We start from the raw sequence: 24,989 nt of genomic DNA, 5'->3' as shown, positions 1-24,989 counted from the left end.
TTAGTTAATTATGTTGTATTGTTGTTTTTGAAAAAAAATAACCCCAAGAGTCAACTTGAGGTACTATTTTTATAAACCATTCAAGTCAATTACATATTTTTGAAGATAGTATGCATCAAACGCTTTTTATCGTTGATACTTTCCTCAAGAGAAATCATAGTTTCAGTTCTGTAAACACCATCAATATCATCAATCATAAAGATTACATCCTTCGCGTGTTTAGTATCTTTTGCTCTAATTTTACAGAAAATATTAAATTTTCCTGTTGTTACAGAAGCAACAGTAACGAATGGAATTTCGTTAATGCGTTGTAAAACAAACTTAGTTTGAGAAGTGTTATTCAAAAAGACACCCACATAAGCTATAAACGAATAGCCTAATTTATCATAATCAAGAACCAGTGAAGATCCCATTATAATTCCAGCATCTTCCATTTTCTTAACTCTAACATGCACTGTTCCAGCTGAAATTAATAATTTTTTAGCAATATCCGTAAACGGAACTCTCGTATTGTCTATCAACATGTCTAATATCTGATGATCTACTTCATCTAAACGGAACTTACTCATATTTTATCTAATTATATTATTAATTATCATTTTAAAGCATAAAAATATACATAAAAATGATAAAGTCGTACAAAAAATTATTTTTTTATCAATCCGTTAACAAAATTAAGTTTTTTATTCAAACAAAAATTTGCTTTTTGATCTAATTTCGGGAAATTTTCATCTTGATCTTCGTACATAGCCCCCTGAGCGTCAAATACTTCGTGACCAAAGAAAACTTCTAAATCATCAACCTTAGCAATATAAGCATTAAAATTAATGTTTCCATTAACCAACTCTTCCTTATACTGTGCAGCAAAATTCGTTATTTTTTCATTACCGTCATAATTTATTTTAATGTTTTTGTATATAAAATCATAAAAAACGACTTTATTTTGAGGAATATTCAAATAATCATCGGTTCTATTAATTTCTATAACGTTTTCGTTAAGCATCTTAAAACTTGAAACCAAAGCTATGAAAATATATTTTCGGGTAATTTCTCTTTCATAGTCTCTAGGATAATGTCCCGCTTCAAACAAAATAGTTGGCACCCCTAAATATTGAAAAGTATCTCCAATACAATTAATATTAAATGAATCATCAAATCGTCCTATATGCCCAGGAATAAACTCTTGTAAAACCGCATTCATTCCCGCAATCAAGTTAATTGCTTTTTGCCTGGAATCGTTTATTTCTCTTTCTTCATTATACGAAGGCGCTAAAAACGATACAGTTGCTGGTTTACCTGTATCTGCAACACCAAAAATAGTACGTTGGTCGTGCAAATTATAGCAAAAATCAGGTTTAAATCCCTCAAAAACCGCTCTTAATACCTTACTTTCAGGCTGGGTAAGATTTTGAGAATCTCTATTTAAATCTATTTCATTTGCATTAGAACGCGTGTATAAAGTTGCACCATCAGGATTCAACATTGGTAAACAACAAAAAGTAAAATTCGCCAGCAAATCCTTTGCTAAATCAGAACCGTTATGCAATACATTCAAAAAGTCAAATAATGCTTTTGTAGTGGTACTTTCATTACCATGCATTTGTGACCAAAGATAAATTTTAGTTTTCCCAGTACCAATAACATACTTGTAAATTGGTCTTCCTTGGACTGATTCTCCAACAACCGAAAGTTGCTTATTTGTATTAATTCTTTTCAAAATAGGCTCAATAGACTCTAATGTCAAATACCTGCCTTCAATCGTTTTTTCCTTGTTATCAAGAAACAACTGCTCTAAATTCATAATTCAATATATTTGATTTACAAAAGTAAACATCTTTATTTTTACATTTGTAAACTACAAAAAGCACATTTTTTTTAATTCTGTAAACAACATTTATTAGCTATTTAATCCAGCCATAATACTATCAGTTGACAAATGTTACTCTTGTTTAAATAGATATGTAAAATATTTAATTTCAGTGTATTATAACAGTTTAACTAAACTTAAATGTTAAATTTAAAAGCAAATTATTAGCTAATTACAACTGTAAATTTGCTGTATCAACTGTTTTTGATTACATTTGTAAATACTTTATTTTTAATCATAGTTCACAATGGTAAACACTGACGATTTTATTAAAAGACTCGAAATTATATTGGATTATTATGGTGTGAATGCTTCTGCATTCGCAGATAAAATTGGTGTGCAACGCTCTAGTTTGTCTCATCTCCTTTCAGGAAGAAACAAACCCAGTTTGGATTTTATCCTTAAAATTCTGGACGTATATCCAGAAGTTGATTTGTATTGGATTTTAAACGGTAAAGGAAGTTTTCCTAAAAACAGCTCAAAACCAACTGAATTAGAACCCACAGCCAACTTTAGCCCTATCCATGACATTTCAACGCCTAAACCTATAGTGAATAAAGATTTGTTTTCAGAGGATATTGCTGATGAACAAAAGAATATTGATAGAACAAACAGAGTGGAAAAACAAAATATAATTTTTGACGACAACATTGAAAAAATAGTTTTTTTCTATAAAGACGGTACTTTTAAAACCTTTAATCCAAATCAAAAAAAATAGCCCTAAATGCTTTTTGTTCTACATTTAGGGTAACTGAAACAAATAAAACTTAACTTTAATTCATTATAGTAATTATTTAAATGATGCTATATTACACATTTTTATTCAGAACATTATACTTTTATTAGTTAGTATATTTAGCAACAAATTAAACCTTTTTTCGCTTCTTTTTTTTTATTATCAAATTGTATAATTTTAAAATATAAAAACTATTTTTGAGTAAACGCTTATTTATGTTAAAACGATTACTCAGCTATTTCTTTCCTATAAAAATCCATAGCCAAACATCGGCTGTAAGCAAATCTTTAGAAATTACTTGGGCGAATGGCAATTTAGTGATGGATTCATTAAACACCAATTATTCTTATGGTAGTTTGCAACGCATTTTAAAATTAGGCTTGAAAAATATTGGGTTTGCCAAAATAAAAAAAATGGATCATATTTTGATCCTTGGCGTTGCCGGCGGAAGTGTTATCAAAACTTTGGTTAACGACATTCCGTTTAAAGGAAAAATAACAGGAGTTGAAATTGATTCGGAAATTATTAAAATGGCCAATCAGTATTTTAAATTAAATGAAATTCCACAACTTCAAATTATAATTGATGATGCTTTTGAATTTGTTTTGAAAACTACTAAAAAATACGATTTGATTGTGGTTGATATTTTTCAGGATACTAAAATGCCTAATTTTCTTTTCGAATCCTTTTTTATTGATCGAATTTGTTTTCTACTGAATAGTAAAGGTTTTATACTTTTTAATACAATGCTTTTAGACAAATCTGAAAATCTTCGCAATAAGAAATTGATTAACGAATTTAAAAAAGAAAATTTTACTATAAAGTCGATTCCAAGAGTCGAAAATCACAACGAATTAATTGTTATCGAAAAATTAGTTTGAAACTGAATTAAGCAAAAATAGTAAAAAGTGCAGCTGCATAAAATAAAGCCACGAATTGCTTCACCTATTAGCTATGGCTCGGGTCACAAATTTATTTTCAATTCGTGAATTCTTGGCAAAAAAAGCTAACTCAATATCTAAACTATTTTTCTGGCTTTTTCTAAATCCTCTTTAGTATCAATACCAATTCCGGCATGAGTTGTTTCAACCATTTTGATTTTCTTGCCAAATTCCAAGTAACGCAGTTGTTCCAATTTTTCAGAAGCTTCCAAAGATTTCATTGGTAAATGATAAAAATCCAATAAGGCTTGTTTTCTAAAAGCATATACTCCAATATGCTTCATATATCGCACACCTACATTTTGTTCTCTTGGATACGGAATTACCGAACGCGAAAAATACAATGCAAAGTTGTTTTGGTTCACCACCACTTTCACATTATTAGGATTGTTGATTTCTTCCTGATCTTTGATTTCATACATCAACGAAGCCAAATCTACTTTTTTATCCAAATCATTTTTGAAAACTTCAATTACCTCTTTTAAAGGTTCGGCATTAATAAAAGGTTCATCACCCTGAACATTGATTACAATATCTACATCCAGATTTTCTACCGCTTCAGCAATTCGATCACTCCCCGATTCATGTTCTTTAATACTCATAATGGCTTTTCCTCCATGAGCAATAATTTCGTCAAAAATTAAATTGGAATCTGTAACCACAAAAACATCATCAAACAAATGGGTGTTTACTGCGGCTTCATACGTTCTTAAAATGACTGTTTTCCCTTCAAGATCCTGCATTAATTTGGCGTGAAATCTTGTTGAGGCGTAACGGGCGGGAATGACTGCTATTATTTTCATGTTTTGACTGTTTGCCATAAAGGCACTAAGGCGCAAAGATATATTTTTTAAAAATTAAATTTGATAGAAATTAGAATGAAACAAATTCTGTAAAATCAATTTATTTGATTTTAAACTTGAATCTTCAATCTTAAAAAAAAATAAACCCCACTAAAAAGTGAGGTCTATATGATTTTTAATTAGGTTTAGGGCGAAATTATTTTTCTTTTGCAACATCTATAACGGCTTGATAGGCTTTTTTAGGTTCAAAATCACGGTCAAATAATAAAGGGTAATCTGTTCTACCTTGAATTGGAAAATTATTCAACCAGGATTGAGCATCATTTACACCCCAAAAAGTTACGCGACTAATTTTATCTTTATGTTTTAAGAAAAGCTTGAAAATATTATAATAACGTTGTGCTAACTTAATTTGCATAGCATCTGGTAAAACGTTGGGGTAAGGATTCATCGTAGGATTGTTTTCAAAATTCTGATTAATATCAGCTCCTTGTTGACCCCATGGACTAGGTAGCACAGAAACATCTAGTTCTGTAATAGCAACTTTAACACCTAAATTAGCGTAAGCAATAATACTACTTTCGATGTCTGCAATTGATGGGCTATCAATATGCCAATGTCCTTGCATCCCAATTCCATCGATTTTGATATTTTGTTCTTGAATTTTTTTAACCATTCTGATGACACCTGCTCTTTTGGTTGGGTTTGTCATACTGTAATCATTATAATACAATTCAGCACTAGGGTCGGCTTCTGCTGCTAATTGGAAAGATTTAGCAATATAATCTTCTCCTAAAACGTTAAAAAAAACAGACTTTCTCAATGATCCATTGTCTTCTACTGCTTCATTTACCACATCCCATGAACCAATTTTTCCTTTATACTTTTTGACAATAGTTGTAACATGATTTTCTATTGCTTTATTCATTTCAACAGCATCTGTTATTGCCGAAAGCCAATTTGGTAACTGACTGTGCCAAATTAAAGTGTGACCCACAACATACATATTATGTTTTTGAGCAAAAGCCATAATTTTATCCGATTCCGTAAAATTAAAACTGTTTTTTACGGGTTGCATGTAAGCCGATTTCATATCATTTTCGGCTGTTAACGCATTAAATTCTCTAGCAATAAGAGTAGTTGCCTTAGCACTAGTTTCTTGTATTTGCCCCCTATTTAAAGCCGTTCCCAATAAAAAATACTGCTTATAAGCTTCCTTTAAAGAATTTGCAGTTGTTGGTGTTGTCGGATTTGTTGTGTTTCTTACTAGTTGTGTGTCTTCGTCCTGAGAACAACTGTTCAAAATCAGTAGCACTAAAAACAGATAGCTTGAGATTTTTTTCATTTTTTTGATTGATTTATGTTGGTTAGTTTGATTGGTTCGATTACAAAAAAATTCATTATCAATACTTCAAGATACTTCAATTTTTGATCTTAAAACACCTTTTAGAAACTTTATGCAAACGATTGCGTAAACTTAGTTTTAATTCTTCAATTTTCAAAAAATAAACGAAATTTTAACAGAGCAAACTCATACTTTAATATTTAAAACTTTCAATAAGTAGTTTTCATTCCAACCTGCTTTAAGTCTTTTACCCGCAATTCCTTGTTTCTCTGTTTTTTCATTTTTTAGTAGATTTAGTGCTATTTTTAATAATACGGAATAATTTTGTGCTGCGTTATTGTTTCTCTTTCTTGATGAGTCTTCAGAAAAACCAACATCTAATATCCAGTGTAATTTGTTTTCAATTCCCCAATGTGAACGAATATTTTTTTGATATTGATTAGCATTATTTTCTAAACTAGAAATATAGTATCGAGTTGATTTTTCTAAAGGCTTATCGCTGTTTTTAAATTCTCTAATGCTTTCTATTTTAACAATTTGACTTAATTTATTCCATTTTTCATCTTTGTTTTCTATGAATAAAAAGTTAGAGATCACACTACATTTTCTAGTTTCTATTCTTCCGTGACCGATGTCAATATTGGTGTCTATTTCTATTTCTTTAGCAAACTTAAACTCATCTTTTATTTCTTCTAAAAGTTGTTTCTGATTCTCCTTGACTGCTAAAATATAATCTGCTTCCTTTTTAATAATTTTCTCAACTATATCGGTTTGTGTTCCCATAGCGTCAATGGTTATGATGTTTCTTAATATGTCTTATATAAAAGAGCCATCGCAAAAACATAATTTGCAATGGCTCTTTTATATTTTTTTTTGCCACAGACCTGCCTGTCGGCAGACAGGTTTCATAGATTCCCACAGATTTTATAAGTGATGCTAAAGAAGTCTGTGAAAATATTTTAATCTGTGGGTATTTTTTTTGCACTAATAACATACAATCATTTTTTAGCATAATCTTGATAAATTTCATCAATTGGAATGCTGTTGGCATTGCCATTATGAATAATTAATCGATATCGTAACACCGTTGGTTTTTTATTGGATAACGGAACTACTTTTGCTCCTGGAAACGGATAGACTGCATTTTGCATGCTTTTTTTAGCGCGTAAAATCCAGGGATTTTTAGCTCCTGGGTTTTTAGGGCTACATATTATAGTAAGTCCGACTTTATTTCCATTTTTCCCTAAAGAACCCGAAATATCCATCCATTCGCTGGCGGGAATCGGGAGGTTAGTTGGCGTAATTTTTCCAGTGGGATCCGTAAATACAATATCATCGCTCAGGTGAATTCGAGGAGAAAAACCGCCATAGCCTTTTTCATCCTCTGAGCCACCAATTTTCATATTGGGTTTGAGTGCTAATAATGCAATTTCAATATCAATGAGTCGATAATGCGGTTGTTTTGGATAGACTTTGATAGTTGTTCTTTCTTTTACAAATGCTTTCTCTTTTCCGTTTTTGGATTTCCATAAAGGCGATTTCCAAAGAACAGTAGTTTGTATTGCTTTGCTGGCATCTTTTTGTTTTTTTTCCTTTACAGATGTGACTTCCCATTTGAAATTTTCTATTTCCCATCCGTCACCAATTCTTTTGTCGCCAATATACAATTGATGCCAAGCCCAAAAAATTCCGCGATGATGGAAATGATCTACAGGAAAATCTTCGGTTAAAACTGTGCCGTCTAAAGTATATAAAGGATGAATATAATTCGAACGAATGTATTTTCCATCAATTGATTTCTCCGAAGCTTGATAGCTTAAAATACTGTCTTTACCTTCGGTAAAATGACTTTTATCCTTTTCAATTTTTAAATTGATTTGGGCAAAACTAATTTGGCTCAAAAGTACAATTACAATTCTTAGACTTGCTTTTTTGATTACAATCATTTTATTATTACGTTTAAATATTCGTTTATAATGGCTCTTCTTTTAGGATTGGCAATGGCACGGAAAATATCTCATCTCATTAAAGCTATTTAAAATTGAAATACCGATTTACTGCTACTATAATTCATTTAATTGCTTGCTATTTTTTTAGTAATGCCGTTAGGGCTTTGTGTAAAATTTAAATACAATATTAAAGAAATTAGTAGTGACTATTTATGTGTTTAATACCTATATATAAGATAAATCTTGTTTTTTAATAAAAAAGTTATTAAAAAATCACTAAAAGTGGGTATTGTCATAAAAGTTCAATTTCTATACTTTTATTCTCGAATTAAAAAGAACAATAATTTCAAAAAAAACTTTGCATTATGACAAATTTAGACAAAATTAAAAAAGTAAATGATTTGTTAATTGAAGTTATAAAAGACGATGAACATGAAGTAGAAAGTTCATTTAATGGTTTAAAAGATGTTGTATTGAGTATCCTTGCTGATTATTGGCATAATGAAAGAGAGCCAGCAATTTTTATGGATAATGTAGCAATAGAAATAGATTAATACATAATATAAAAAATAGAATTTGTCATTTTAGGGTTTGATAAATTTTTATAGATAGCCACTTTAGTTTTTTAAAGTGGCTTTTCTTATTTTATAATTAATTTCGCTTTTGAAATTGTGACGCTACTTTTAATTTATACTAACAGCTTTTAAATTATCTAAAAATCGAATACCTTATAATTCTTCCAAACAATCGATACCCTAGAAAATTATGTAGAACATTAAGTGCATTAGCATCATAACCAATCGTAATGCGTTTGAAATTTTTGGGTGGATTTTCGGCAACCTTTAAAACTTTAGTAACTATAGCTTCGTTTAGGTCTTTATTTTTTTGGGTTTTTCCTTCGACTATACTACTTATTTTATTCATTAATTCGTTGTAACATTTTAAAGGTGTTGCATTGCATTTGGTTACATTTTTTTGAAAATTAGAAGGTGTATTTCCAAATTGCACCGTAGAAACGCTAATATTAAAATTCATTAATTCATACGCCATACATTCAGAGAAACTCTCCACCGCATGTTTTGTAGAATGATAAAAACTGCCTAACGGCAAATTGACTAAGCCCGCAATAGAAGAAATATTAATAAAATGTCCTTTGTTTTGTGTTCTAAACACAGGTGTAAAAGCACGACAAACCTTTACTACTCCTAGCCAGTTGACATTCACTATATTGTTAATTTCTTGATCTTCTGAAAATTCAACAAAACTCCTATACCCTATTCCGGCATTATTAATAACCACATCGATGGTTTTAAAATCGGCTAAAATTTGTTCTCTTGCTGCTGCAATACTTTCTGTAGAAGTTACATCTAATACATAACGATACACATTTTTTACTTTTTCCAACTCTTTTCCATGTTCTAAACAAAGCATTGTAGCAATAACATTCCAGTTGTTTGCTGCAAAATATAGTACTAATTCTTTTCCTATACCTCCTGATGCCCCTGTTATAATTACGTTTTTCAATATTTGGTGCTTTTCATAAAAAAACTACGGTCTAAAAGTAGAGCCGTAGTCCTTTTGTAATTGATATTTTTTGTTATTGCAAATTGGTTTTGATATTGTTATTGCAATTGATACGGCTTAATCCTGGTTTTCAGTGTATTTATAGGCGTCAATTACTTTTTTAACTAATCGGTGTCTTACAATGTCTTTGTCGTCAAGATAAATGATTCCAATTCCTTCAATGTCTTTCAAAACCAACAACGCTTCTTTAAGTCCCGAAATGGTTCTTCGAGGCAAATCTACCTGTCCTGGATCTCCAGTTACCATGAATTTTGCGTTTTTTCCCATACGGGTTAGAAACATTTTCATTTGGGAATGGGTCGTGTTTTGAGCTTCGTCCAGAATTACAAAAGCATGATCTAAGGTTCGTCCACGCATGAAGGCCAATGGTGCAATTTGGATAATTCCTTTGGTAATATAATCTTCTAATTTTTCATTAGGCAACATATCGCGCAAAGCATCATAAAGCGGTTGCATGTAAGGATCTAATTTTTCTTTCATGTCTCCTGGAAGAAAACCTAAATTTTCTCCTGCTTCTACCGCCGGACGTGTCAAAATAATACGTTTTACCTGCTTTTCTTTCAATGCTTTTACCGCCATGGCCACTCCCGTATAGGTTTTACCCGTTCCAGCTGGTCCAACCGCAAAAACCATGTCGTTTTTATTAATTGTATCCACTAATAATTGCTGATTAGGAGTCATTGCTTTAATGATCTTACCTCCTACTCCATGGACTAAAATTTTGTCATTTGGACTCATTCTTTTTTCATCTTGAGCATCTCCTAGAATCACACGCTCAATTACATTGTCATCAATATTGTTGTAGCGGGTAAAATGAAGCATTAATCTTTGAAAACGCCTTTCGAACTCGTCCAGTATGTCTTTTTCTCCAAATGCTTTTAAAGTTGTCCCTCTGGCAACTATTTTTAATTTTGGATAGTACTTTTTAATGGTTTCAAGATGAGTGTCTTGAGCGCCCCAAAACTCTTTTGGAGCGATGTCTATGAGCTCGATGATTCTTTCGTTCAAAGGGTATCGTTTTTTAGTATTACTAAATCTATTAGAAATCTAGTCCATAGTGTGGGTACACCTAGGTATTATTTGGTTACTATTTAGAATTTGTTTTTTCTTTTTTGCTTTTTTGAATTTACTATTATTAGCTTTGCATTTCTCAAATTTAATAAAAATTAAGTTTAGATTTCACCAATAGTTATAAACAAAAATATGTCAATAATTACCCTTACTACCGATTACGGCTTGAAAGATCACTTTGTAGGTGCTTTGAAAGGGAAAATTTTATCTGAATACTCAGAAGCCCAAATTATTGATATTTCGCATGATATAGATCCTTTTAACACCGTAGAAGCCAGCTACATCATTAGTGCTGCTTATGCTAGTTTTCCTAAAGGAACCGTTCACCTCATTGGGGTTGATATGGAATTAAACAAAGAAAATCTACATATAGTGATGCAGTGGAACGATTCCTATTTTATTGCTGCCGATAATGGTATTTTAAGTATGCTTTCGCAAAAAATAGTTCCGCAAAAAATTGTAGCCATCAATATTCACGACCGTCTGCCTAGTGATGCTTCCGGATTGGATGTTTTTGTGACGGTAGCTTGTCATATTGCCAAAGGTGGTTTGCTCAACGTAATTGGTCGGGAAATCAACTCGGTTAAGGAAGTGACAGAAATGAAAGCCGTAACCGCAAATGATAACAACAGCTTAAAAGGTCATGTGATTTACATTGATCATTTTGGGAATGTGGTGACCAATATTACCAAAAAACAATTTTTGGAAGTGGCTAAAGGACGACCGTATGAAATCCAGATGAAGACCAAAAATATCAAAACCATATTACCTAATTATTCCGCAATTGCTATTTCAGACAAATACCCAATTAAGAATTACGAAGGTGAAAAACTGGCTATTTTCAATGAAGCAGGTTATCTCGAAATTGCCATTTTTAGAAGCAATCCGTCCAAAATTGGTTCAGCAAGCAGTTTATTAGGTCTCAATTATCGCGATGCCGTTACTATCGAATTTAAGAATTAAAAATTATGATTTTAGATTGCTGATTTGATGAATATCTAAACAGAATAACACATAACTCATAACCCACAACTCATAACTAAAAAAAGAATGAAAGCCTTATTATTACGTGAAATTAAATCCTTTTTTGGTTCGCCCATAGGTTATTTAGTTATCGCCATTTTTCTAATCATCAACGGATTATTTCTGTGGGTTTTTGAAGGCGATTACAACATCCTAAATTCGGGTTTTGCCGATATGACTCCGTTTTTTACTCTTGCTCCCTGGATTTTAATTTTCTTAATTCCAGCAGTAACGATGCGTTCTTTCTCTGATGAAAGAAAACAAGGAACGCTTGAATTACTACTAACTAAACCATTGTCTATTTGGCAAATAGCAAACGGAAAATTTCTTGGAGCCATGTTGTTAATCATCATCGCTATTGTTCCAACATTTATTTATGTTGAAGTAATTTCGAATTTAGGAATGCCCGAAGGCAATATCGATATGGGAAGTACTATTGGTTCTTATTTTGGACTTTTATTCTTAATTGGTGCCTACACTGCTATCGGAATTTTTACTTCTACCCTTTCGGATAACCAAATTGTAGCGTTTATTCTGGCTGTTTTTTTGTGTTTCTTTTTCTATTTTGGATTCGAAGGTTTTGCAAGTATCATTCCTTCTTTTTCATCATTTATTTCGGTTTTAGGAATGCAAAATCATTTTAAAAGCATGAGCCGCGGCGTAATTGACACTCGTGACATTATTTACTTTGTCAGTGTTGTGGTGGCTTTTCTTTCGTTTACTGTTTACCAACTTAAATCTTTTAAACTGTAATGATAGCTGCTAAAAAAAGAAACCTACAATCAGTATGGATTACCATTGCAATTCTGTTAATACTAAACCTAATTGGAAATTCATTCTTTCATCGATTTGATTTAACCAAGGATCATCGTTATACCTTATCTGAAACTTCGTTAAATATTATCAAGCAGGTCAAAGAACCGCTTTCGATAAAAATTTATATGGAAGGCGATTTACCTGCTGAATTCAAAAGATTACAACAGGAAACCCGAGAATTAGTCGAAGAATTTCAAGCGTATAATTCGAATATTAACTTCGAATTTGTCAATCCTTTAGAAAACAAAGATGCCAGCATGGACAACATAAAAACGTTGTACATGAAAGGGTTAACACCTGTAAACATAACGGTGGACGACAAAGGAAAACAATCGCAAGCTATGGTTTTTCCATGGGCAATTGCAGTGTATCAAAACAAAGAAGTGAATATTCCGCTGTTGAAAAACATCATGGGCGCTTCTACTACCGAAAAAGTAATTGGATCGGTACAGCATTTAGAATATTCTATTGCCGATGCGTTGAATAAAATCACCAAAGAGAAACAAAAAAAGATTGCCGTAATTAAAGGAAATGGCGAAATCCACGATGTTTTTATTGCTAAGTTTCTTTTGCAAATAAAGGAAAGTTACCACATTGGTCCTTTTACCTTAGATTCTGTTGCTAAAAGTCCTGTTAACAGTTTAGAAGCTTTAAAAAAATACGATTTGGCTATTATTGCCAAACCTACCGAAGCCTTTTCTGATGCCGAAAAACAAGTCTTAGACCAATTTATCATCAACGGTGGAAAAACAATTTGGTTAGTCGATCAGGTAACGGTAGAAATGGATAGTTTGTACAACGATGCTGGAGCTACTCTTGCTTTTCCAAGAGATTTGAATCTAAACGATATGTTTTTTAAATACGGAATTAGAATCAATCCTGATATAGTAAAAGACGAACAAGGAAGTCCTATAAAACTAGCTACTGGCGAACAAGGAAGTGCGACACAATACCAGAATTTCAACTGGAAATTTGCGCCTTTGGTGTATCCTGAAAGCCAACATCCTATTGTAAAAAACCTAGGCGGAATCAAATTTGATTTCGCTAATCCCATTGACACCTTGAAAAACGGAATTAAGAAAACCGTTCTGCTAAAATCATCTCAATATTCTAAAAAAGTAGGAACGCCTACTGAAATCAATTTGAATATTGTGGCCGAAGAAACCAGTCCCAATCATTACATTAATACTGGAAATATTCCAATGGCGGTTTTATTAGAAGGCAATTTCAATTCGGTATTTCAAAACCGGGTTTTGGCTTTCGAACAAAATAATTTTGAAGCCACAGGAAAAGCCAGCAAAATGATTGTGATTTCAGATGGCGATATTATCAAAAATCAATTGGATAAAAATTACGAACCGGTTGAATTAGGCTTTGATCAACGCTCTGGAAATTTATATGATAATAAAGATTTCCTGCTCAACTGCGTCAATTACTTGCTGGACGATACGGGACTTATTAACATTCGATCAAAGGATTTGGATTTGCCATTATTAGATAAAGAAAAAGTATATGAAAATTATACCCGGACGCAAGTCATAACTATCGGGCTTCCAATTCTAATTTTAGCAATTTTTGGAGTTGTATTTGGCTTTTTAAGAAAGCGTAAATACAGCAAATAGATGTTAATAAAAAATTTTCAATACTAGATTTGTTTACGATATATTTGTAAAAGTGTATCCTTTACCAATTCTATAAAAAGATACCCTATTCCAATAAAAAACAAATATAATCTTCATATGAAATTTATAGTATCGAGTTCATACTTATTAAAGCAATTACAAGTTTTAGGAAGCGTTATCAATAGTAGCAATACGTTGCCTATTTTGGACAATTTCTTATTTGAATTAGACCATAATGAGCTAACCGTTTCTTCGTCTGATTTAGAGACTACAATGTCTGCTACTTTAGCTATCGATTCTACTAGTGTAGGTAGTGTTGCTGTTCCTGCTAAATTGCTTTTGGAAATCTTAAAAACGTTCCCAGAACAACCCTTAACTTTTACTGTTGAAGAAAACAGCACCATAGAAATTAGTTCTAATTCAGGGAAATATGCCTTGGCTTATGCTCCAGGAGAAGAATTCCCGAAATCAGTAAACTTAGACGAACCTTCAGTAACGTTAGTTCCTGCCGATGTACTAGCTACAGCAATAAGCAAAACTATTTTTGCTGCTGGAAACGATGATTTACGCCCAGTAATGTCAGGAGTGTTTTTCCAGTTTTCTCCACAAGGTTTGACTTTTGTTGCTACAGATGCTCATAAATTAGTAAAATATGCTCGTACAGATGTTACTGCTTCTCAAGTAGCTGATTTTATTATGCCGAAGAAACCGTTGACAATTTTAAAAAATATTCTGTCAACATCTGATGCTGAAGTAAAAATCGAGTATAACGATTCGAATGCTACTTTTTCTTTTGATAACTATGTATTAATGTGTCGTTTGATAGATGGAAAATATCCAAATTACGAAGCGGTAATTCCAAAAGAAAATCCAAATAAACTAATGATTGACCGTTCTCAATTTTTGAGTTCTGTACGTCGTGTGGCTATCTTTTCGAATAAAACTACACACCAAATTCGTTTAAAAATTGCTGGTGCCGAATTGAATGTTTCTGCTGAAGATATCGATTATTCAAACAAAGCCGAAGAAAGATTGACTTGTGATTATCAAGGTGATGATATGCAAATAGGGTACAATTCCCGTTTCTTAACGGAGATGCTAACTAACTTACAATCAGACATGATTATGCTAGAAATGTCGTTGCCTAATCGTGCCGGAATTTTAACTCCAATTGATGGATTAGAAGATGGCGAAACAGTAACTATGCTTGTTATGCCAGTAATGTTAAATAGTTAAATAAAGTTTAAAAAATCATAGGTTTTATTTTTGATATTAAAATATAATACTTATCATTGTAGAATATTACGTTATTAACCAACCATTTTTTATATTTAAAAAAACCGCGATTCCTCCTAGAAAAGCGGTTTTTTTTTGTTTTTAATTGCCACTAATTCACGAATTAATTTTCGGTAATTTTTTTAGCAACCCAGATTGGAGAAATAAAAAAAATCTACACTGATTTTTACTTTGTTTCCTTTGCGAAAGCTTCTTTTTTTTGCGGTTAAATCACACCCATTTTCTTCATCAAAAACGTAGCACTTTTATTTTTACAAATTCCGTTACGAAGTTTATAATCAAAATGAAGATCATCGTTTTTTATTTCGACTTCAAAACAGTTATTACTCAATATTTCTGGATATTCATTCGTAGTTAAACAAACTTCAATATCGTGCGTTGCAATAACACCAATGGCTTTTTTAGCAATTACTTTTTTAAGGACTTCAATCGTTCCGTTACGTTTATCGTCGGAATTGGTTCCTCTTAAAATTTCATCCAATAATACAAAAGCAGGCTGAACTTCTAAAGCATCCATAATTTGTTTTAAACGCTTGATTTCGGCAAAGAAATAGGATTCACTATCCGACAAAGAATCGGACAATCGCATAGAAACCAAAACTGGCAAAGGATGTACCTGAGCCTCACTCGCACAAACCACAGCACCTGTTCCTGCTAAAACCATATTGATTCCTAAACTTCTCAAAAAAGTACTTTTACCCGACATATTGGAACCGGTCAAAATCACAAACGATTGAGGATAAAAAACACTATCATTCCCTACTCTAGTTTCGGGATTCAATAAAGGATGACCAAGATTTGAAAAATTAATTTTATAATCGGAATTCAATTCTGGATAAGCAAATTCAGGATTATTATAGGAAAAATTAGCCAGACTATTCAATTTTTCGAATTCGCCAATTACAATTAACCAATCTTCAAGAACTGCTGAATGTTCTTTTTTCCAATTCAATAAGGCTTTTAAAACATGGAAATTAAAGAGAAAAGTACCATTGAAAACTGTGGCTGTAACTAAATTAGCAATCGTATCCATTCTTGAAAACAACTCTGATAATTTTTTCAAATGAATACTTGCATTCGCTGATTTGAATTGCAGTCTTTGTTGTAAATCAATTAACTTTTGAGAATGAAATTTTTCATCTTCAATTTTTTTCACTAACAAACCATATTGGGCAATAATCTTATCGATGTTTTCTGCATTTGTAATTTCGCTTTGAATGCGTTTGATAAACTTTCCCAGAAACATTAAATTAATAATAAATACATAGGACAAACCACTTAAAAAAACGGTGCTGCTCGTAATCAAATAAGCAATCAATGTTCCTACAAACAAAGCTGGAAAAAAATACGAAAGAACGATAGATGTTTTTGATAAATCGGCACTGGAATTTTTATTCCATTTCATCAAAGCTTCATAACTATTTTGATTGTCCTGACTTACTTTGGCTAAAGCCAAAAAACCTTGTCTCCAATCTATTTTTTGATTTAATTCCTTAATTGATTGCTGATTATCTAGTATCTCTTGATTAGAAACTTTATGTAATAAAGATGCCGCTAATGTTTTCTTTCCAATAAAAGTTGCAGTTCTATTTAGGTTTTGAAACAAAGAATGTGCTCCAAAAATATCCAAATCGTACGCATACGAATGGTTAAAATCTTGAAATTCCTCACCATTTTCGAAAGGTATTTTTTCTCTTTTTAGAAACGAAATTTCATCTTCATTGATTTTCACCAATGCTTTAGTTAAGAGTCTTTGAAAAGACAAACGAGAATGAATTCGCATTAAAACTAAAAAAGCAGCGAAAAACAATACCGCTAAAAGAACCCAAAAACCTTCCGATTTTTGAATGTAAAAATAGATCGAAGTTAAAAACAAAAAAATGCTCAACAATCGGAACAAACTGATGGAATTGTATTTAGTGTTGATTTTGCTTAATTCGCTAGTAAAAAAAGTAACCTTAGATTTATAAATATCCATAATGTATCAAATGAAAGACAAATATAAACCAGACTGACAAAAAAGTAGAAAATATTTCGTTAAAAAACAACTATTTTATAGGAATAGCCAAAATAGGAATATCCAAACTAGCAGCACAATCCTTAGTCAAACTATGATGGAATAAGTTTTCGAAAAAACTACGTTTGTAAGTTAGCATAGTCAAAACATGTATCTCTTTGTATAAAATAAAATCAAGAATACTCTCTTTGACTTCATCGCTAAAAACCACATTAAATTCTACTGCATCATTGGCAAATTCATGTTCCCACTCTTTTATTGTTTCCTTACTAACATCCGAAGAATCAGTTTTAACATATAGGCATTTTACTTTTGCCTCTAGCTTTTTAGCTAATTTTAAAACTTTTATCAATGCTTTTTTGTCCTTTGGTCTAAAACGGGTTGTAAATCCAATGTTTTTTATGCTTTTAAATTTAGCATTGACTGGAACACTAAAAACAGGAATATCCACTTCCGAAATGACTGCCGTTGTATTAGTCCCAAATAAAGCATCTATCCAGCCTGTTGCTCCTTCGGTTCCCATAATTACATAATCAATTTGGTCTTCTTTGATTGCTTTTTCAACGGCAAACATCAAACCTCCATCCATTAAACGATGCGTCATTCTAATATCGTCTAAATTTCGTTTTTGAGCAATTGCTCGAAGCTTAGGTAATTCGTTCTTAAAATGTTCGAATTCAGCTAATTCTATCGATTCATAAATAATCATGTAATTTTCAGGAAAATAGTGATTGTCGTAAACAGGCAATTCGAAAGCGTGTAGCAACACCAACTCCCCATTAATACTTTTAGCAAATTCTAAGGCATGTACAAAAGCATTCGTAGCTGCTTCAGAAAAATCGGTAGGAAATAAAATGCGTTTCATTGTAAATGAGTTATAGAATTAAACATAAAGAACAAAATAAAGATACAATTTTAACGCTGGAATCCCAACAAATTGTGGTTTTATATTAGGGCAAACCCATCAGTTCCAAAAATAAAAAAAGTAGCCACGAATTACACGAAATCACACAAATTTGAATGTCATAAAATCCCACAAACCTGTCAAAGGCAGATGAAAATTTGTGTAATTTATTTTAGAATCAATACTATTTGAGTTAATTAGTGTAATTCGCGGCAAAAATAAAACTCGTACGTTTGCCTTGGGTTTTATATTCGCACGCAAACAATACTTCATTAGATTTAGTACCTTTGCAACCAATAATTAAGAAAATGCTAAACAACGATTCCATAGTAGCACTAGCCACACCTTCGGGAGCTGGAGCAATTGCCATCATCCGAATTTCAGGTCAAGAAGCCATCCGTATTGCCAATACTGTTTTTAAATCAATTAAAAATAAAGATTTAACTAAGCAAAAAACACATACACTGCATTTAGGACATATTGTTGATGGCGCTAAAACCTTGGATCAGGTATTAGTATCTATTTTTAAAGGATCTAACTCTTACACAGGCGAAAATACTGTTGAAATTTCCTGCCATGGTTCTACTTACATTCAGCAGCAAATTATTCAATTATTGCTTCGAAATGGCTGTAGAATGGCCGATGCGGGCGAATTTACGTTGCGTGCTTTCTTGAACGGAAAACTGGATTTATCACAAGCCGAAGCCGTTGCCGATTTGATTTCGTCAGATAACGAAGCGTCACACCAAATTGCGATGCAGCAAATGCGTGGTGGTTTTTCGAACGAAATAGCTAAACTTCGTGAAGAATTATTAAATTTCGCCTCTTTAATCGAACTCGAATTAGACTTTGCTGAAGAAGATGTAGAATTTGCCGATAGAAGTCAGTTTAACGAATTATTGAACCGAATCGAATTTGTTTTAAAACGCTTAATCGATTCGTTTGCCGTAGGAAACGTAATCAAAAACGGAATTCCAGTAGCCATTGTTGGTGAACCCAACGTAGGGAAATCGACACTTTTAAACGCATTATTAAACGAAGAGCGCGCCATTGTATCAGACATTGCAGGAACAACGCGCGATACCATCGAAGACGAATTAGTGATTGGTGGAATCGGATTCCGATTCATCGATACCGCTGGAATTCGTGAAACTCAGGATTATGTAGAAAGCATTGGAATAAAAAAAACTTTCGAAAAAATAGAACAAGCACAGGTAGTTTTGTATTTAGTTGATGGTTCTGAGTTGTCCGTTGATGGAAAGTTAGAATCCTTACTTATTGAAATAGGAAAAACCAAAAATCAATTTCCTTTAAAACCAATTTTGGTTATCATAAATAAAAAAGATATGATTTCTGCCGAAAACACATCGATTATTAATACTAAACTAACAACTAACAACCAACAACTAACAACCTTATTCATTTCTGCTAAAAACAAAGTAGGAATTGATGAACTGAAAAACAAACTCCTTTCTTTTGTAAATACTGGCGCTTTACGAAACAACGAAACAATCGTCACAAATACAAGGCATTACGATTCCTTATTAAAAGCTTTAAATGAAATCCAAAAAGTAAAATTCGGACTCGAAACTAATCTCTCCAGCGACTTGATGGCGCTCGATATTCGGGAAGCGTTATACCATTTCGGGATGATTACCGGACAGGTGACCAATGATGAATTACTGGGAAATATTTTTGCTAATTTCTGTATCGGGAAGTAACTACACTTCTCTTTCTTGTTAAGCATATTAAGACTACTCAAACCTCCATCAAAATCCCAGCACTTTTTCCGTGTACTACTATGATTGCTCTTCTCATGATAATTTAGTTAGAGTTTAAAAAATATAAACAAAATCGTTTATATTTATGTTGTGAACATATTAATAGAAAAATACAAAGGTATCCACCCTGGAATAATATTGGAACGCTTACTTAAGAAAAAAGCGATTTCACAGCGTCCTTTTGCAATCTCTATTGGTGAACATCCGCAAACATTAAATGCTATTACTAAAGGTAAAAGAAGACTCAATATAGCTCTAGCTTTGAAAATTGAAGAAAAATTAAGTTTAGAAGAAGGATCTCTAGCTCTTTTGCAAACCTATTTTGATATCAAAGAAGAAAAAAGTAAAACAAAGCAAAATACTCCAGACTTAACTCTTTTAAGAAAATCTCTGTTTTGGGATACTGATATCACAAAAATTGACTGGCAAAAACAAAGTGTAGCAGTTATTAAACGAATATTTGAACGTGGTAATGCTATTGAAAAGGAAGAAATTAAACGCTTCTATAAAAGTGACACAATTAAAAAAATACTTGAGCAAACGTAAATATTGGGAATTTATCAAAGAAGATTTTGAAGAAATCATTAATGACTTTAAAAAAACATAATTTCTTTTTGACACCTTATACAGTTTTTCTATTAAGAAATGCTTTTGCAGTAAAAATACAGTTAATGAGTAAAGTAGATTATTTCTCTTTATAAAGCTAATTCTAGTTAATATGAAATAGCGGACGTTTATAATGAAATAAATAATACCCGTTGGGTGAAATTATCAAAAACGTCAATGGTAGTTTTTTTGCGTAATGAAATGAAGCGAAAAATGTATCGAGAACCGTTTTCTATTCACTATTTTCTTGTTCTCGATACAAATTTTCCGAAAAAGCTGTCGCGTTTTCTGAAAATTCACTCGAACTGACGAAAATTTAATATCCAAAAACAATTTCACCCAACGAGTAAATAATAAATGAAGATAATATTCTTACTAACTCATACCTAGTGATTCTAAAATATTTTTTGTCACAAATTTTTACTGTATTTGTGACAAAAGAATTTAATTACAACTTACTGCTAATATAACATACAAATGTTTTCAAATTGAAAACATTTCAATACCTTTGACAAATGAATATAATCAGTAGAAACACAATAATTTATTATACTCAAAAATATCCGATTGCAAAAAATCAATTATTGATGTGGTATAATGAAATTTCTAAAAGAGACTTTGACAATTTTAATGAACTCAAGGAAGTTTACCGAAATGCAAGCTTGGTAAACAATCAAAGAGTCGTTTTTAATATCAAAGGAAATGATTTTAGACTAGTTGTTTCATTCAACTTTAGACGAAAAACCTGTTATTCCATTTGGTTTGGCACACACAATGAATATGATAAAATTGATGTTGAAACTATTGAATTTGACGAAAAATTATAATACTTAAAAATGAAAAAATGAACTGGAAAGTAATAAAAACCGAAGCAGAACATAAAATAGCCGTAAAGCGTGCAATGGAAATATTCCACGCAGAACCCAACACTCCCGAAGATGACGAATTAGGTGTTTTACTTATTTTGATAAAAGATTTTGAAGATAAAAATTATCCTATGCCCGAACTCGATGCCTTGGAAGTTATCAAAATAAAAATGCAAGAAATGGGAATGAAGAATAAAGATTTAGAACCAATTATTGGGAGTAAAGGACACGTATCAGCAATACTATCTGGCAAGCGTGAAATCACTCTAAAGATGGCTCAAAAGCTTAAAAACTTTTTTGGTATTCCAGCAGAAGTTTTTTTACATGGTGCGTAAAACAGTTTTTATGCTTATTCTAATCGCACTTATAAAATAAATATGGTTATTTTTAATAACAATAACTACTCTCATTTCAACTAAACGGTACTCTTATTGTACACCTCTACCCTTACAAACCCTTCAAAAATAAGGATTATTACTTATTGCATCGGAAAGTAACCAACAACATAAATCTTTACTAAAAAGCGAGTTAAATTCATTTAAAAATTTAACTCGCTTTTTTTTATTCCTTTTTACATTCTAAAACAGCACACTAGTTATTCTAAAATAGAAAAGTATCTTTTTTTTTACTTTAATGAGGTTAATTGGTTTAAAATTTACTAATTTTTCGATACTTTAGCACTCTATACTATTCTACATAATTAAAATAACTATTTGCTTCATGGCAGCCGAACAAAAACAAAAATTAGAACAACAACTCTGGAACATCGCAAATACCCTTCGTGGGAAAATGGATGCTGATGATTTTAGAGATTACATATTAGGTTTTATTTTCTACAAGTACCTGAGTACTAAAATGGATTTGTACGCCAACACCATTCTACAACCCGACGGTTTGACTTTTCAAGAAGTAATAGGACATCCTGACGAAGCCCTTTTGATGCAAGAAATAAAACAACTGGCTATTGACAAATTAGGCTTTTTCCTTGAGCCAGCCGATTTATTCTCAGAACTAGCCCGCAGAGGCAACGCAGGCGGAAAAAACAATTTCATCCTGGGCGATCTAGCCAAAGTACTCACGCACATTGAGCAAAGTACGATGGGGTCTGAAAGCGAAGAAGATTTTGGAAACTTATTCTCAGATTTAGATTTAACGTCTCACAAATTAGGAAAGTCCGAAGCCGATAAAAACGAATTGATCGTAAAAGTCTTGATTCACCTTGACGAAATCGACTTTGATCTAGAAAACACCGACAGTGATGTGCTGGGCGATGCCTACGAATATCTGATTGGGCAGTTTGCCAGTGGCGCAGGCAAAAAAGCGGGTGAATTCTATACGCCACAACAAGTCAGTAGCATCTTGGCACAATTGGTTACGGTTGGCAAGGACAAACTAAAAAGCGTCTACGACCCAACTTGTGGTTCGGGTTCCTTGCTGTTGCGTGTAGCCAAAGAAGTAAAAGATGTAAGTGCTTTTTACGGTCAGGAAATGAATCCTACCACCTACAACTTGTGCCGCATGAACATGATCATGCACGATGTACACTACAAACGTTTTGACATTAAAAACGAAGATACCCTAGAACGCCCACAACATTACGATTTGCGTTTTGAAGCCATCGTGGCCAATCCGCCATTCTCGGCCAACTGGTCTGCGAGTCCGCTGCACATGACTGATGAGCGTTTTTCGGCTTATGGCAAACTCGCCCCAAGCTCAAAAGCTGATTTTGCTTTTGTACAACACATGGTGCATCAGCTTGATGATAACGGAACCATGGCCATTGTTTTGCCACACGGCGTTTTGTTTCGTGGTGGTGCCGAAGGACACATTCGCCAGTATTTGATCCAGGAGAAAAACTACCTCGATGCCGTAATAGGTTTACCTGCCAATATTTTTTACGGAACCAGCATCCCAACCTGTATTTTGGTCCTAAAGAAAAAACGCGACAATCCAGATAACATTTTGTTTATAGATGCCAGCCAACATTTTGAAAAAGTAAAAACCCAAAACGTACTGCGCAAAGAAGACATTGACAAAATTATCGAAACCTATAAAAATCGCACCGAGGAAGAAAAATATTCGCAAATTGCCCCTATTTCCCTCAATAGTACAGACGCGATTCATCGCGTCTCTACCATCGCCGAAAATGATTATAATTTAAACATCCCGCGCTACGTAGACACCTTTGAGGAGGAAGATGCCATAGACCTACAAGCCATAACCCAAGAATTACGCGCCTTAGCCCATGAAAGCAAAACCACCGATGCTACCATTGCAGGCTTTTGTACTGAACTAGGAATTGAAACCCCATTTTAATCATGAACAACACTTTATACACACACGATTATTGGGGCGTTCCTCGCCAGAAAAAGGCGGGTCGGGCTATCCACTTTATCTTTTGTTCCGCTACGCTCCACAAAAGGATGCCGTTCCTATCCCTAACGCAAAAAACTACCCGTCATGAATAGCCTAAACGTACCAAAATTGCGCTTTCCTGGTTTTGATGGGGAGTGGGAATTGAAAAAATTAGGAGAAGTTTCAAGTTTTCTTGACGGTAGAAGAAAGCCAATAAAAAGTGGTGACCGTGCAAAAATGAAAGGTGAATTTCCTTATTACGGAGCTTCAGGAATTATTGATTATGTTAATAGTTACATATTTGACGAGGAATTGATTTTACTTGGAGAAGATGGCGAAAATATAATTTCAAGAAATTTACCATTGGCATTTCGAGTTTCGGGTAAATGTTGGATTAATAATCATGCTCATGTTATTGTTCCAAAAGAAAATACAAATATTGATTTTCTAACACATAATTTAGAAAGAATAAATTATGTAGTTTATAATACTGGAACAGCTCAACCGAAATTGAACCAAGAAGTATGCAGAAATATTCCATCTCGTTTCCCAACCCTCCCAGAACAACAAAAAATAGCTTCTTTTTTAAGTGCGGTCGATGAAAAAATACAGCAATTGTCCCGCAAAAAGGAATTAGTAGAACAATACAAAAAAGGCGTCATGCAACAATTGTTCTCAGGCAAATTGCGCTTCAAAGACGAAAATGGAAAAGATTATCCGGATTGGGAAGAGAAAAAGTTGGGGGATGTTTGTGATGTCAGAGACGGAACTCACGACTCTCCCAAATATGTAGATAAAGGATTTCCATTTATTACTTCAAAAAATTTAATGAAAAACGGAAGTATTGATTTTGAAAACATTTCATTTATAAACGAAATGGATTACAATAAAATCAATCAAAGGTCAAAAGTCAATATTAATGATATTCTATTTGGAATGATAGGAACCATCGGAAATCCAGTGTTAGTAAAATCTGAAGGATTTGCAATTAAAAATGTTGCATTAATCAAAGAAAAGAAGGATTTGTTGAATCTGTTTTTAATTCATTTTTTAAAAGGAGATTCAATAAATCAGCAGTTTTTCGAACAAAATACAGGAGGAACACAAAAATTTTTGTCATTAAGTGTGATTAGAAATTTAATAGCTATCGTTCCATCCTTACCCGAACAACAAAAAATCGCCAATTTTTTATCGGGCATCGATGGTAAAATAGCACAGGTGAATGGGGAATTGGTAAAAACGCAAGAATATAAAAAAGGATTGTTGCAGCAAATGTTTGTGTAGAGACGCGATTCATCGCGTCTGTAGGTTGGTGGATATACGTTGTAGAGACGCGATTTATCGCGTCTGTACGTTGGTGGATATACGTTGTAGAGACGCGATTCATCGCGTCTGTATGTTGGGGAT

At 32.7% G+C, this 24,989-nt stretch carries 22 protein-coding genes and 1 pseudogene; 13 read left to right on the top strand and 10 right to left on the bottom strand.

All coding sequences use genetic code 11. The features are described from left to right. Positions 1-89: 89 nt before the first annotated feature. Positions 90-569 (bottom strand): Lrp/AsnC family transcriptional regulator, encoded by a 480-nt coding sequence (locus tag AAGV28_RS09670; protein ID WP_007139244.1) that lies wholly within the window; start codon positions 567-569, stop codon positions 90-92. Between the two features lie 77 nt (positions 570-646). Next, a complete protein-coding gene (locus AAGV28_RS09665; RefSeq protein WP_373406611.1) occupies positions 647-1,801 on the bottom strand; it encodes a M14 family metallopeptidase in 1,155 nt (384 codons plus the stop codon). Positions 1,802-2,114: 313 nt separating this feature from the next. Here AAGV28_RS09665 and AAGV28_RS09660 point away from each other — a divergent pair, with 313 nt between their 5' ends. Continuing rightward, entirely contained in the window at positions 2,115-2,585 is a 471-nt protein-coding gene (locus AAGV28_RS09660; protein ID WP_373406610.1) for a helix-turn-helix domain-containing protein, read from the top strand. A 233-nt stretch (positions 2,586-2,818) separates the two neighbouring features. Continuing rightward, positions 2,819-3,484: a spermidine synthase gene (locus AAGV28_RS09655; RefSeq protein WP_373406609.1), complete on the top strand. Its 666-nt coding sequence runs from the start codon at positions 2,819-2,821 to the stop codon at positions 3,482-3,484. A gap of 137 nt (positions 3,485-3,621) precedes the next feature. Here the strand turns inward: AAGV28_RS09655 and kdsB are convergent, their stop codons facing one another. The 4 genes and pseudogenes from kdsB to AAGV28_RS09635 all read right to left on the bottom strand — a co-directional run bounded on the left by kdsB (position 3,622) and on the right by AAGV28_RS09635 (position 7,638). Beyond that, positions 3,622-4,347, bottom strand: coding sequence for a 3-deoxy-manno-octulosonate cytidylyltransferase (gene kdsB, locus AAGV28_RS09650; protein WP_373406608.1), 726 nt, complete (start codon positions 4,345-4,347; stop codon positions 3,622-3,624). Positions 4,348-4,543: 196 nt separating this feature from the next. Continuing rightward, positions 4,544-5,692 (bottom strand): endo-1,4-beta-xylanase, encoded by a 1,149-nt coding sequence (locus AAGV28_RS09645; RefSeq protein WP_373406607.1) that lies wholly within the window; start codon positions 5,690-5,692, stop codon positions 4,544-4,546. 186 nt (positions 5,693-5,878) lie between these two features. Continuing rightward, positions 5,879-6,505, bottom strand: a pseudogene (locus AAGV28_RS09640) (ISAs1 family transposase); the annotation flags it as partial. 185 nt (positions 6,506-6,690) lie between these two features. Then, on the bottom strand, positions 6,691-7,638 hold the full coding sequence (locus AAGV28_RS09635; protein WP_373406606.1) for a DUF6807 family protein: 948 nt from the start codon (positions 7,636-7,638) through the stop codon (positions 6,691-6,693). Between the two features lie 368 nt (positions 7,639-8,006). Between AAGV28_RS09635 and AAGV28_RS09630 the strand changes: the two genes are divergently transcribed. Further along, positions 8,007-8,195, top strand: coding sequence for a hypothetical protein (locus AAGV28_RS09630; RefSeq protein WP_373406605.1), 189 nt, complete (start codon positions 8,007-8,009; stop codon positions 8,193-8,195). Positions 8,196-8,349: 154 nt separating this feature from the next. Here the strand turns inward: AAGV28_RS09630 and AAGV28_RS09625 are convergent, their stop codons facing one another. Together AAGV28_RS09625 and AAGV28_RS09620 are read right to left on the bottom strand one after the other, a co-directional pair. Next, positions 8,350-9,165: an SDR family NAD(P)-dependent oxidoreductase gene (locus AAGV28_RS09625; RefSeq protein WP_373406604.1), complete on the bottom strand. Its 816-nt coding sequence runs from the start codon at positions 9,163-9,165 to the stop codon at positions 8,350-8,352. A gap of 117 nt (positions 9,166-9,282) precedes the next feature. Next, positions 9,283-10,233 (bottom strand): PhoH family protein, encoded by a 951-nt coding sequence (locus AAGV28_RS09620; RefSeq protein ID WP_373406603.1) that lies wholly within the window; start codon positions 10,231-10,233, stop codon positions 9,283-9,285. A 195-nt stretch (positions 10,234-10,428) separates the two neighbouring features. Between AAGV28_RS09620 and AAGV28_RS09615 the strand changes: the two genes are divergently transcribed. The 4 genes from AAGV28_RS09615 to dnaN all read left to right on the top strand — a co-directional run bounded on the left by AAGV28_RS09615 (position 10,429) and on the right by dnaN (position 14,993). Then, positions 10,429-11,259, top strand: coding sequence for an SAM hydrolase/SAM-dependent halogenase family protein (locus AAGV28_RS09615; protein WP_373392468.1), 831 nt, complete (start codon positions 10,429-10,431; stop codon positions 11,257-11,259). Between the two features lie 87 nt (positions 11,260-11,346). Further along, on the top strand, positions 11,347-12,072 hold the full coding sequence (gldF, locus tag AAGV28_RS09610; protein WP_373406602.1) for a gliding motility-associated ABC transporter permease subunit GldF: 726 nt from the start codon (positions 11,347-11,349) through the stop codon (positions 12,070-12,072). Continuing rightward, complete coding sequence (gldG, locus tag AAGV28_RS09605) at positions 12,072-13,757, top strand: gliding motility-associated ABC transporter substrate-binding protein GldG (protein ID WP_373406601.1); 1,686 nt, start codon at positions 12,072-12,074, stop codon at positions 13,755-13,757. Before gldF ends, gldG begins: the two co-directional genes overlap by 1 nt. Positions 13,758-13,874: 117 nt before the next feature. After that, positions 13,875-14,993 (top strand): DNA polymerase III subunit beta, encoded by a 1,119-nt coding sequence (gene dnaN, locus AAGV28_RS09600; protein ID WP_373406600.1) that lies wholly within the window; start codon positions 13,875-13,877, stop codon positions 14,991-14,993. A 265-nt stretch (positions 14,994-15,258) separates the two neighbouring features. Here the strand turns inward: dnaN and AAGV28_RS09595 are convergent, their stop codons facing one another. Continuing rightward, complete coding sequence (locus tag AAGV28_RS09595; RefSeq protein WP_373406599.1) at positions 15,259-17,031, bottom strand: MutS-related protein; 1,773 nt, start codon at positions 17,029-17,031, stop codon at positions 15,259-15,261. 70 nt (positions 17,032-17,101) lie between these two features. Next, positions 17,102-17,935 (bottom strand): universal stress protein, encoded by an 834-nt coding sequence (locus AAGV28_RS09590; RefSeq protein WP_373406598.1) that lies wholly within the window; start codon positions 17,933-17,935, stop codon positions 17,102-17,104. 347 nt (positions 17,936-18,282) lie between these two features. Here AAGV28_RS09590 and mnmE point away from each other — a divergent pair, with 347 nt between their 5' ends. The 6 genes from mnmE (at position 18,283) to AAGV28_RS09560 (ending at position 24,866) form a co-directional block, all read left to right on the top strand. Beyond that, positions 18,283-19,695, top strand: a complete 1,413-nt coding sequence (gene mnmE / locus AAGV28_RS09585; protein WP_373406597.1) for a tRNA uridine-5-carboxymethylaminomethyl(34) synthesis GTPase MnmE — start codon at positions 18,283-18,285, stop codon at positions 19,693-19,695. 150 nt (positions 19,696-19,845) lie between these two features. Continuing rightward, positions 19,846-20,301, top strand: a complete 456-nt coding sequence (locus AAGV28_RS09580) for a helix-turn-helix transcriptional regulator (protein WP_373406596.1) — start codon at positions 19,846-19,848, stop codon at positions 20,299-20,301. Positions 20,302-20,876: 575 nt separating this feature from the next. Beyond that, on the top strand, positions 20,877-21,188 hold the full coding sequence (locus AAGV28_RS09575; protein ID WP_373406595.1) for a type II toxin-antitoxin system HigB family toxin: 312 nt from the start codon (positions 20,877-20,879) through the stop codon (positions 21,186-21,188). Positions 21,189-21,205: 17 nt separating this feature from the next. Next, positions 21,206-21,562, top strand: coding sequence for a helix-turn-helix domain-containing protein (locus AAGV28_RS09570; protein ID WP_373406594.1), 357 nt, complete (start codon positions 21,206-21,208; stop codon positions 21,560-21,562). Between the two features lie 385 nt (positions 21,563-21,947). Further along, a complete protein-coding gene (locus tag AAGV28_RS09565; RefSeq protein WP_373406593.1) occupies positions 21,948-23,543 on the top strand; it encodes a type I restriction-modification system subunit M in 1,596 nt (531 codons plus the stop codon). Positions 23,544-23,687: 144 nt separating this feature from the next. Further along, a complete protein-coding gene (locus tag AAGV28_RS09560) occupies positions 23,688-24,866 on the top strand; it encodes a restriction endonuclease subunit S (RefSeq protein ID WP_373406592.1) in 1,179 nt (392 codons plus the stop codon). Positions 24,867-24,989: the final 123 nt, after the last annotated feature.

Origin of the sequence: Flavobacterium zubiriense (assembly GCF_041729725.1) — a bacterium.
Classification (GTDB): Bacteria; Bacteroidota; Bacteroidia; order Flavobacteriales; family Flavobacteriaceae; genus Flavobacterium; species Flavobacterium zubiriense.
This window is presented reverse-complemented; position numbering and strand designations above follow the sequence as displayed.

Excerpts from the sequence above, each read along its gene's own strand:
- gldG (WP_373406601.1), top strand. The coding sequence starts at position 12,072 with ATGATAGCTGCTAAAAAAAGAAACCTACAATCAGTATGGATTACCATT.
- AAGV28_RS09630 (WP_373406605.1), top strand. The coding sequence starts at position 8,007 with ATGACAAATTTAGACAAAATTAAAAAAGTAAATGATTTGTTAATTGAA.
- kdsB (WP_373406608.1), bottom strand. The coding sequence starts at position 4,347 with ATGAAAATAATAGCAGTCATTCCCGCCCGTTACGCCTCAACAAGATTT.
- AAGV28_RS09565 (WP_373406593.1), top strand. The coding sequence starts at position 21,948 with ATGGCAGCCGAACAAAAACAAAAATTAGAACAACAACTCTGGAACATC.
- mnmE (WP_373406597.1), top strand. The coding sequence starts at position 18,283 with ATGCTAAACAACGATTCCATAGTAGCACTAGCCACACCTTCGGGAGCT.
- AAGV28_RS09665 (WP_373406611.1), bottom strand. The coding sequence starts at position 1,801 with ATGAATTTAGAGCAGTTGTTTCTTGATAACAAGGAAAAAACGATTGAA.
- AAGV28_RS09615 (WP_373392468.1), top strand. The coding sequence starts at position 10,429 with ATGTCAATAATTACCCTTACTACCGATTACGGCTTGAAAGATCACTTT.
- AAGV28_RS09645 (WP_373406607.1), bottom strand. The coding sequence starts at position 5,692 with ATGAAAAAAATCTCAAGCTATCTGTTTTTAGTGCTACTGATTTTGAAC.
- AAGV28_RS09575 (WP_373406595.1), top strand. The coding sequence starts at position 20,877 with ATGAATATAATCAGTAGAAACACAATAATTTATTATACTCAAAAATAT.
- AAGV28_RS09635 (WP_373406606.1), bottom strand. The coding sequence starts at position 7,638 with ATGATTGTAATCAAAAAAGCAAGTCTAAGAATTGTAATTGTACTTTTG.
- AAGV28_RS09590 (WP_373406598.1), bottom strand. The coding sequence starts at position 17,935 with ATGAAACGCATTTTATTTCCTACCGATTTTTCTGAAGCAGCTACGAAT.
- AAGV28_RS09570 (WP_373406594.1), top strand. The coding sequence starts at position 21,206 with ATGAACTGGAAAGTAATAAAAACCGAAGCAGAACATAAAATAGCCGTA.
- AAGV28_RS09595 (WP_373406599.1), bottom strand. The coding sequence starts at position 17,031 with ATGGATATTTATAAATCTAAGGTTACTTTTTTTACTAGCGAATTAAGC.
- AAGV28_RS09655 (WP_373406609.1), top strand. The coding sequence starts at position 2,819 with ATGTTAAAACGATTACTCAGCTATTTCTTTCCTATAAAAATCCATAGC.
- dnaN (WP_373406600.1), top strand. The coding sequence starts at position 13,875 with ATGAAATTTATAGTATCGAGTTCATACTTATTAAAGCAATTACAAGTT.
- AAGV28_RS09670 (WP_007139244.1), bottom strand. The coding sequence starts at position 569 with ATGAGTAAGTTCCGTTTAGATGAAGTAGATCATCAGATATTAGACATG.
- gldF (WP_373406602.1), top strand. The coding sequence starts at position 11,347 with ATGAAAGCCTTATTATTACGTGAAATTAAATCCTTTTTTGGTTCGCCC.
- AAGV28_RS09560 (WP_373406592.1), top strand. The coding sequence starts at position 23,688 with ATGAATAGCCTAAACGTACCAAAATTGCGCTTTCCTGGTTTTGATGGG.
- AAGV28_RS09660 (WP_373406610.1), top strand. The coding sequence starts at position 2,115 with ATGGTAAACACTGACGATTTTATTAAAAGACTCGAAATTATATTGGAT.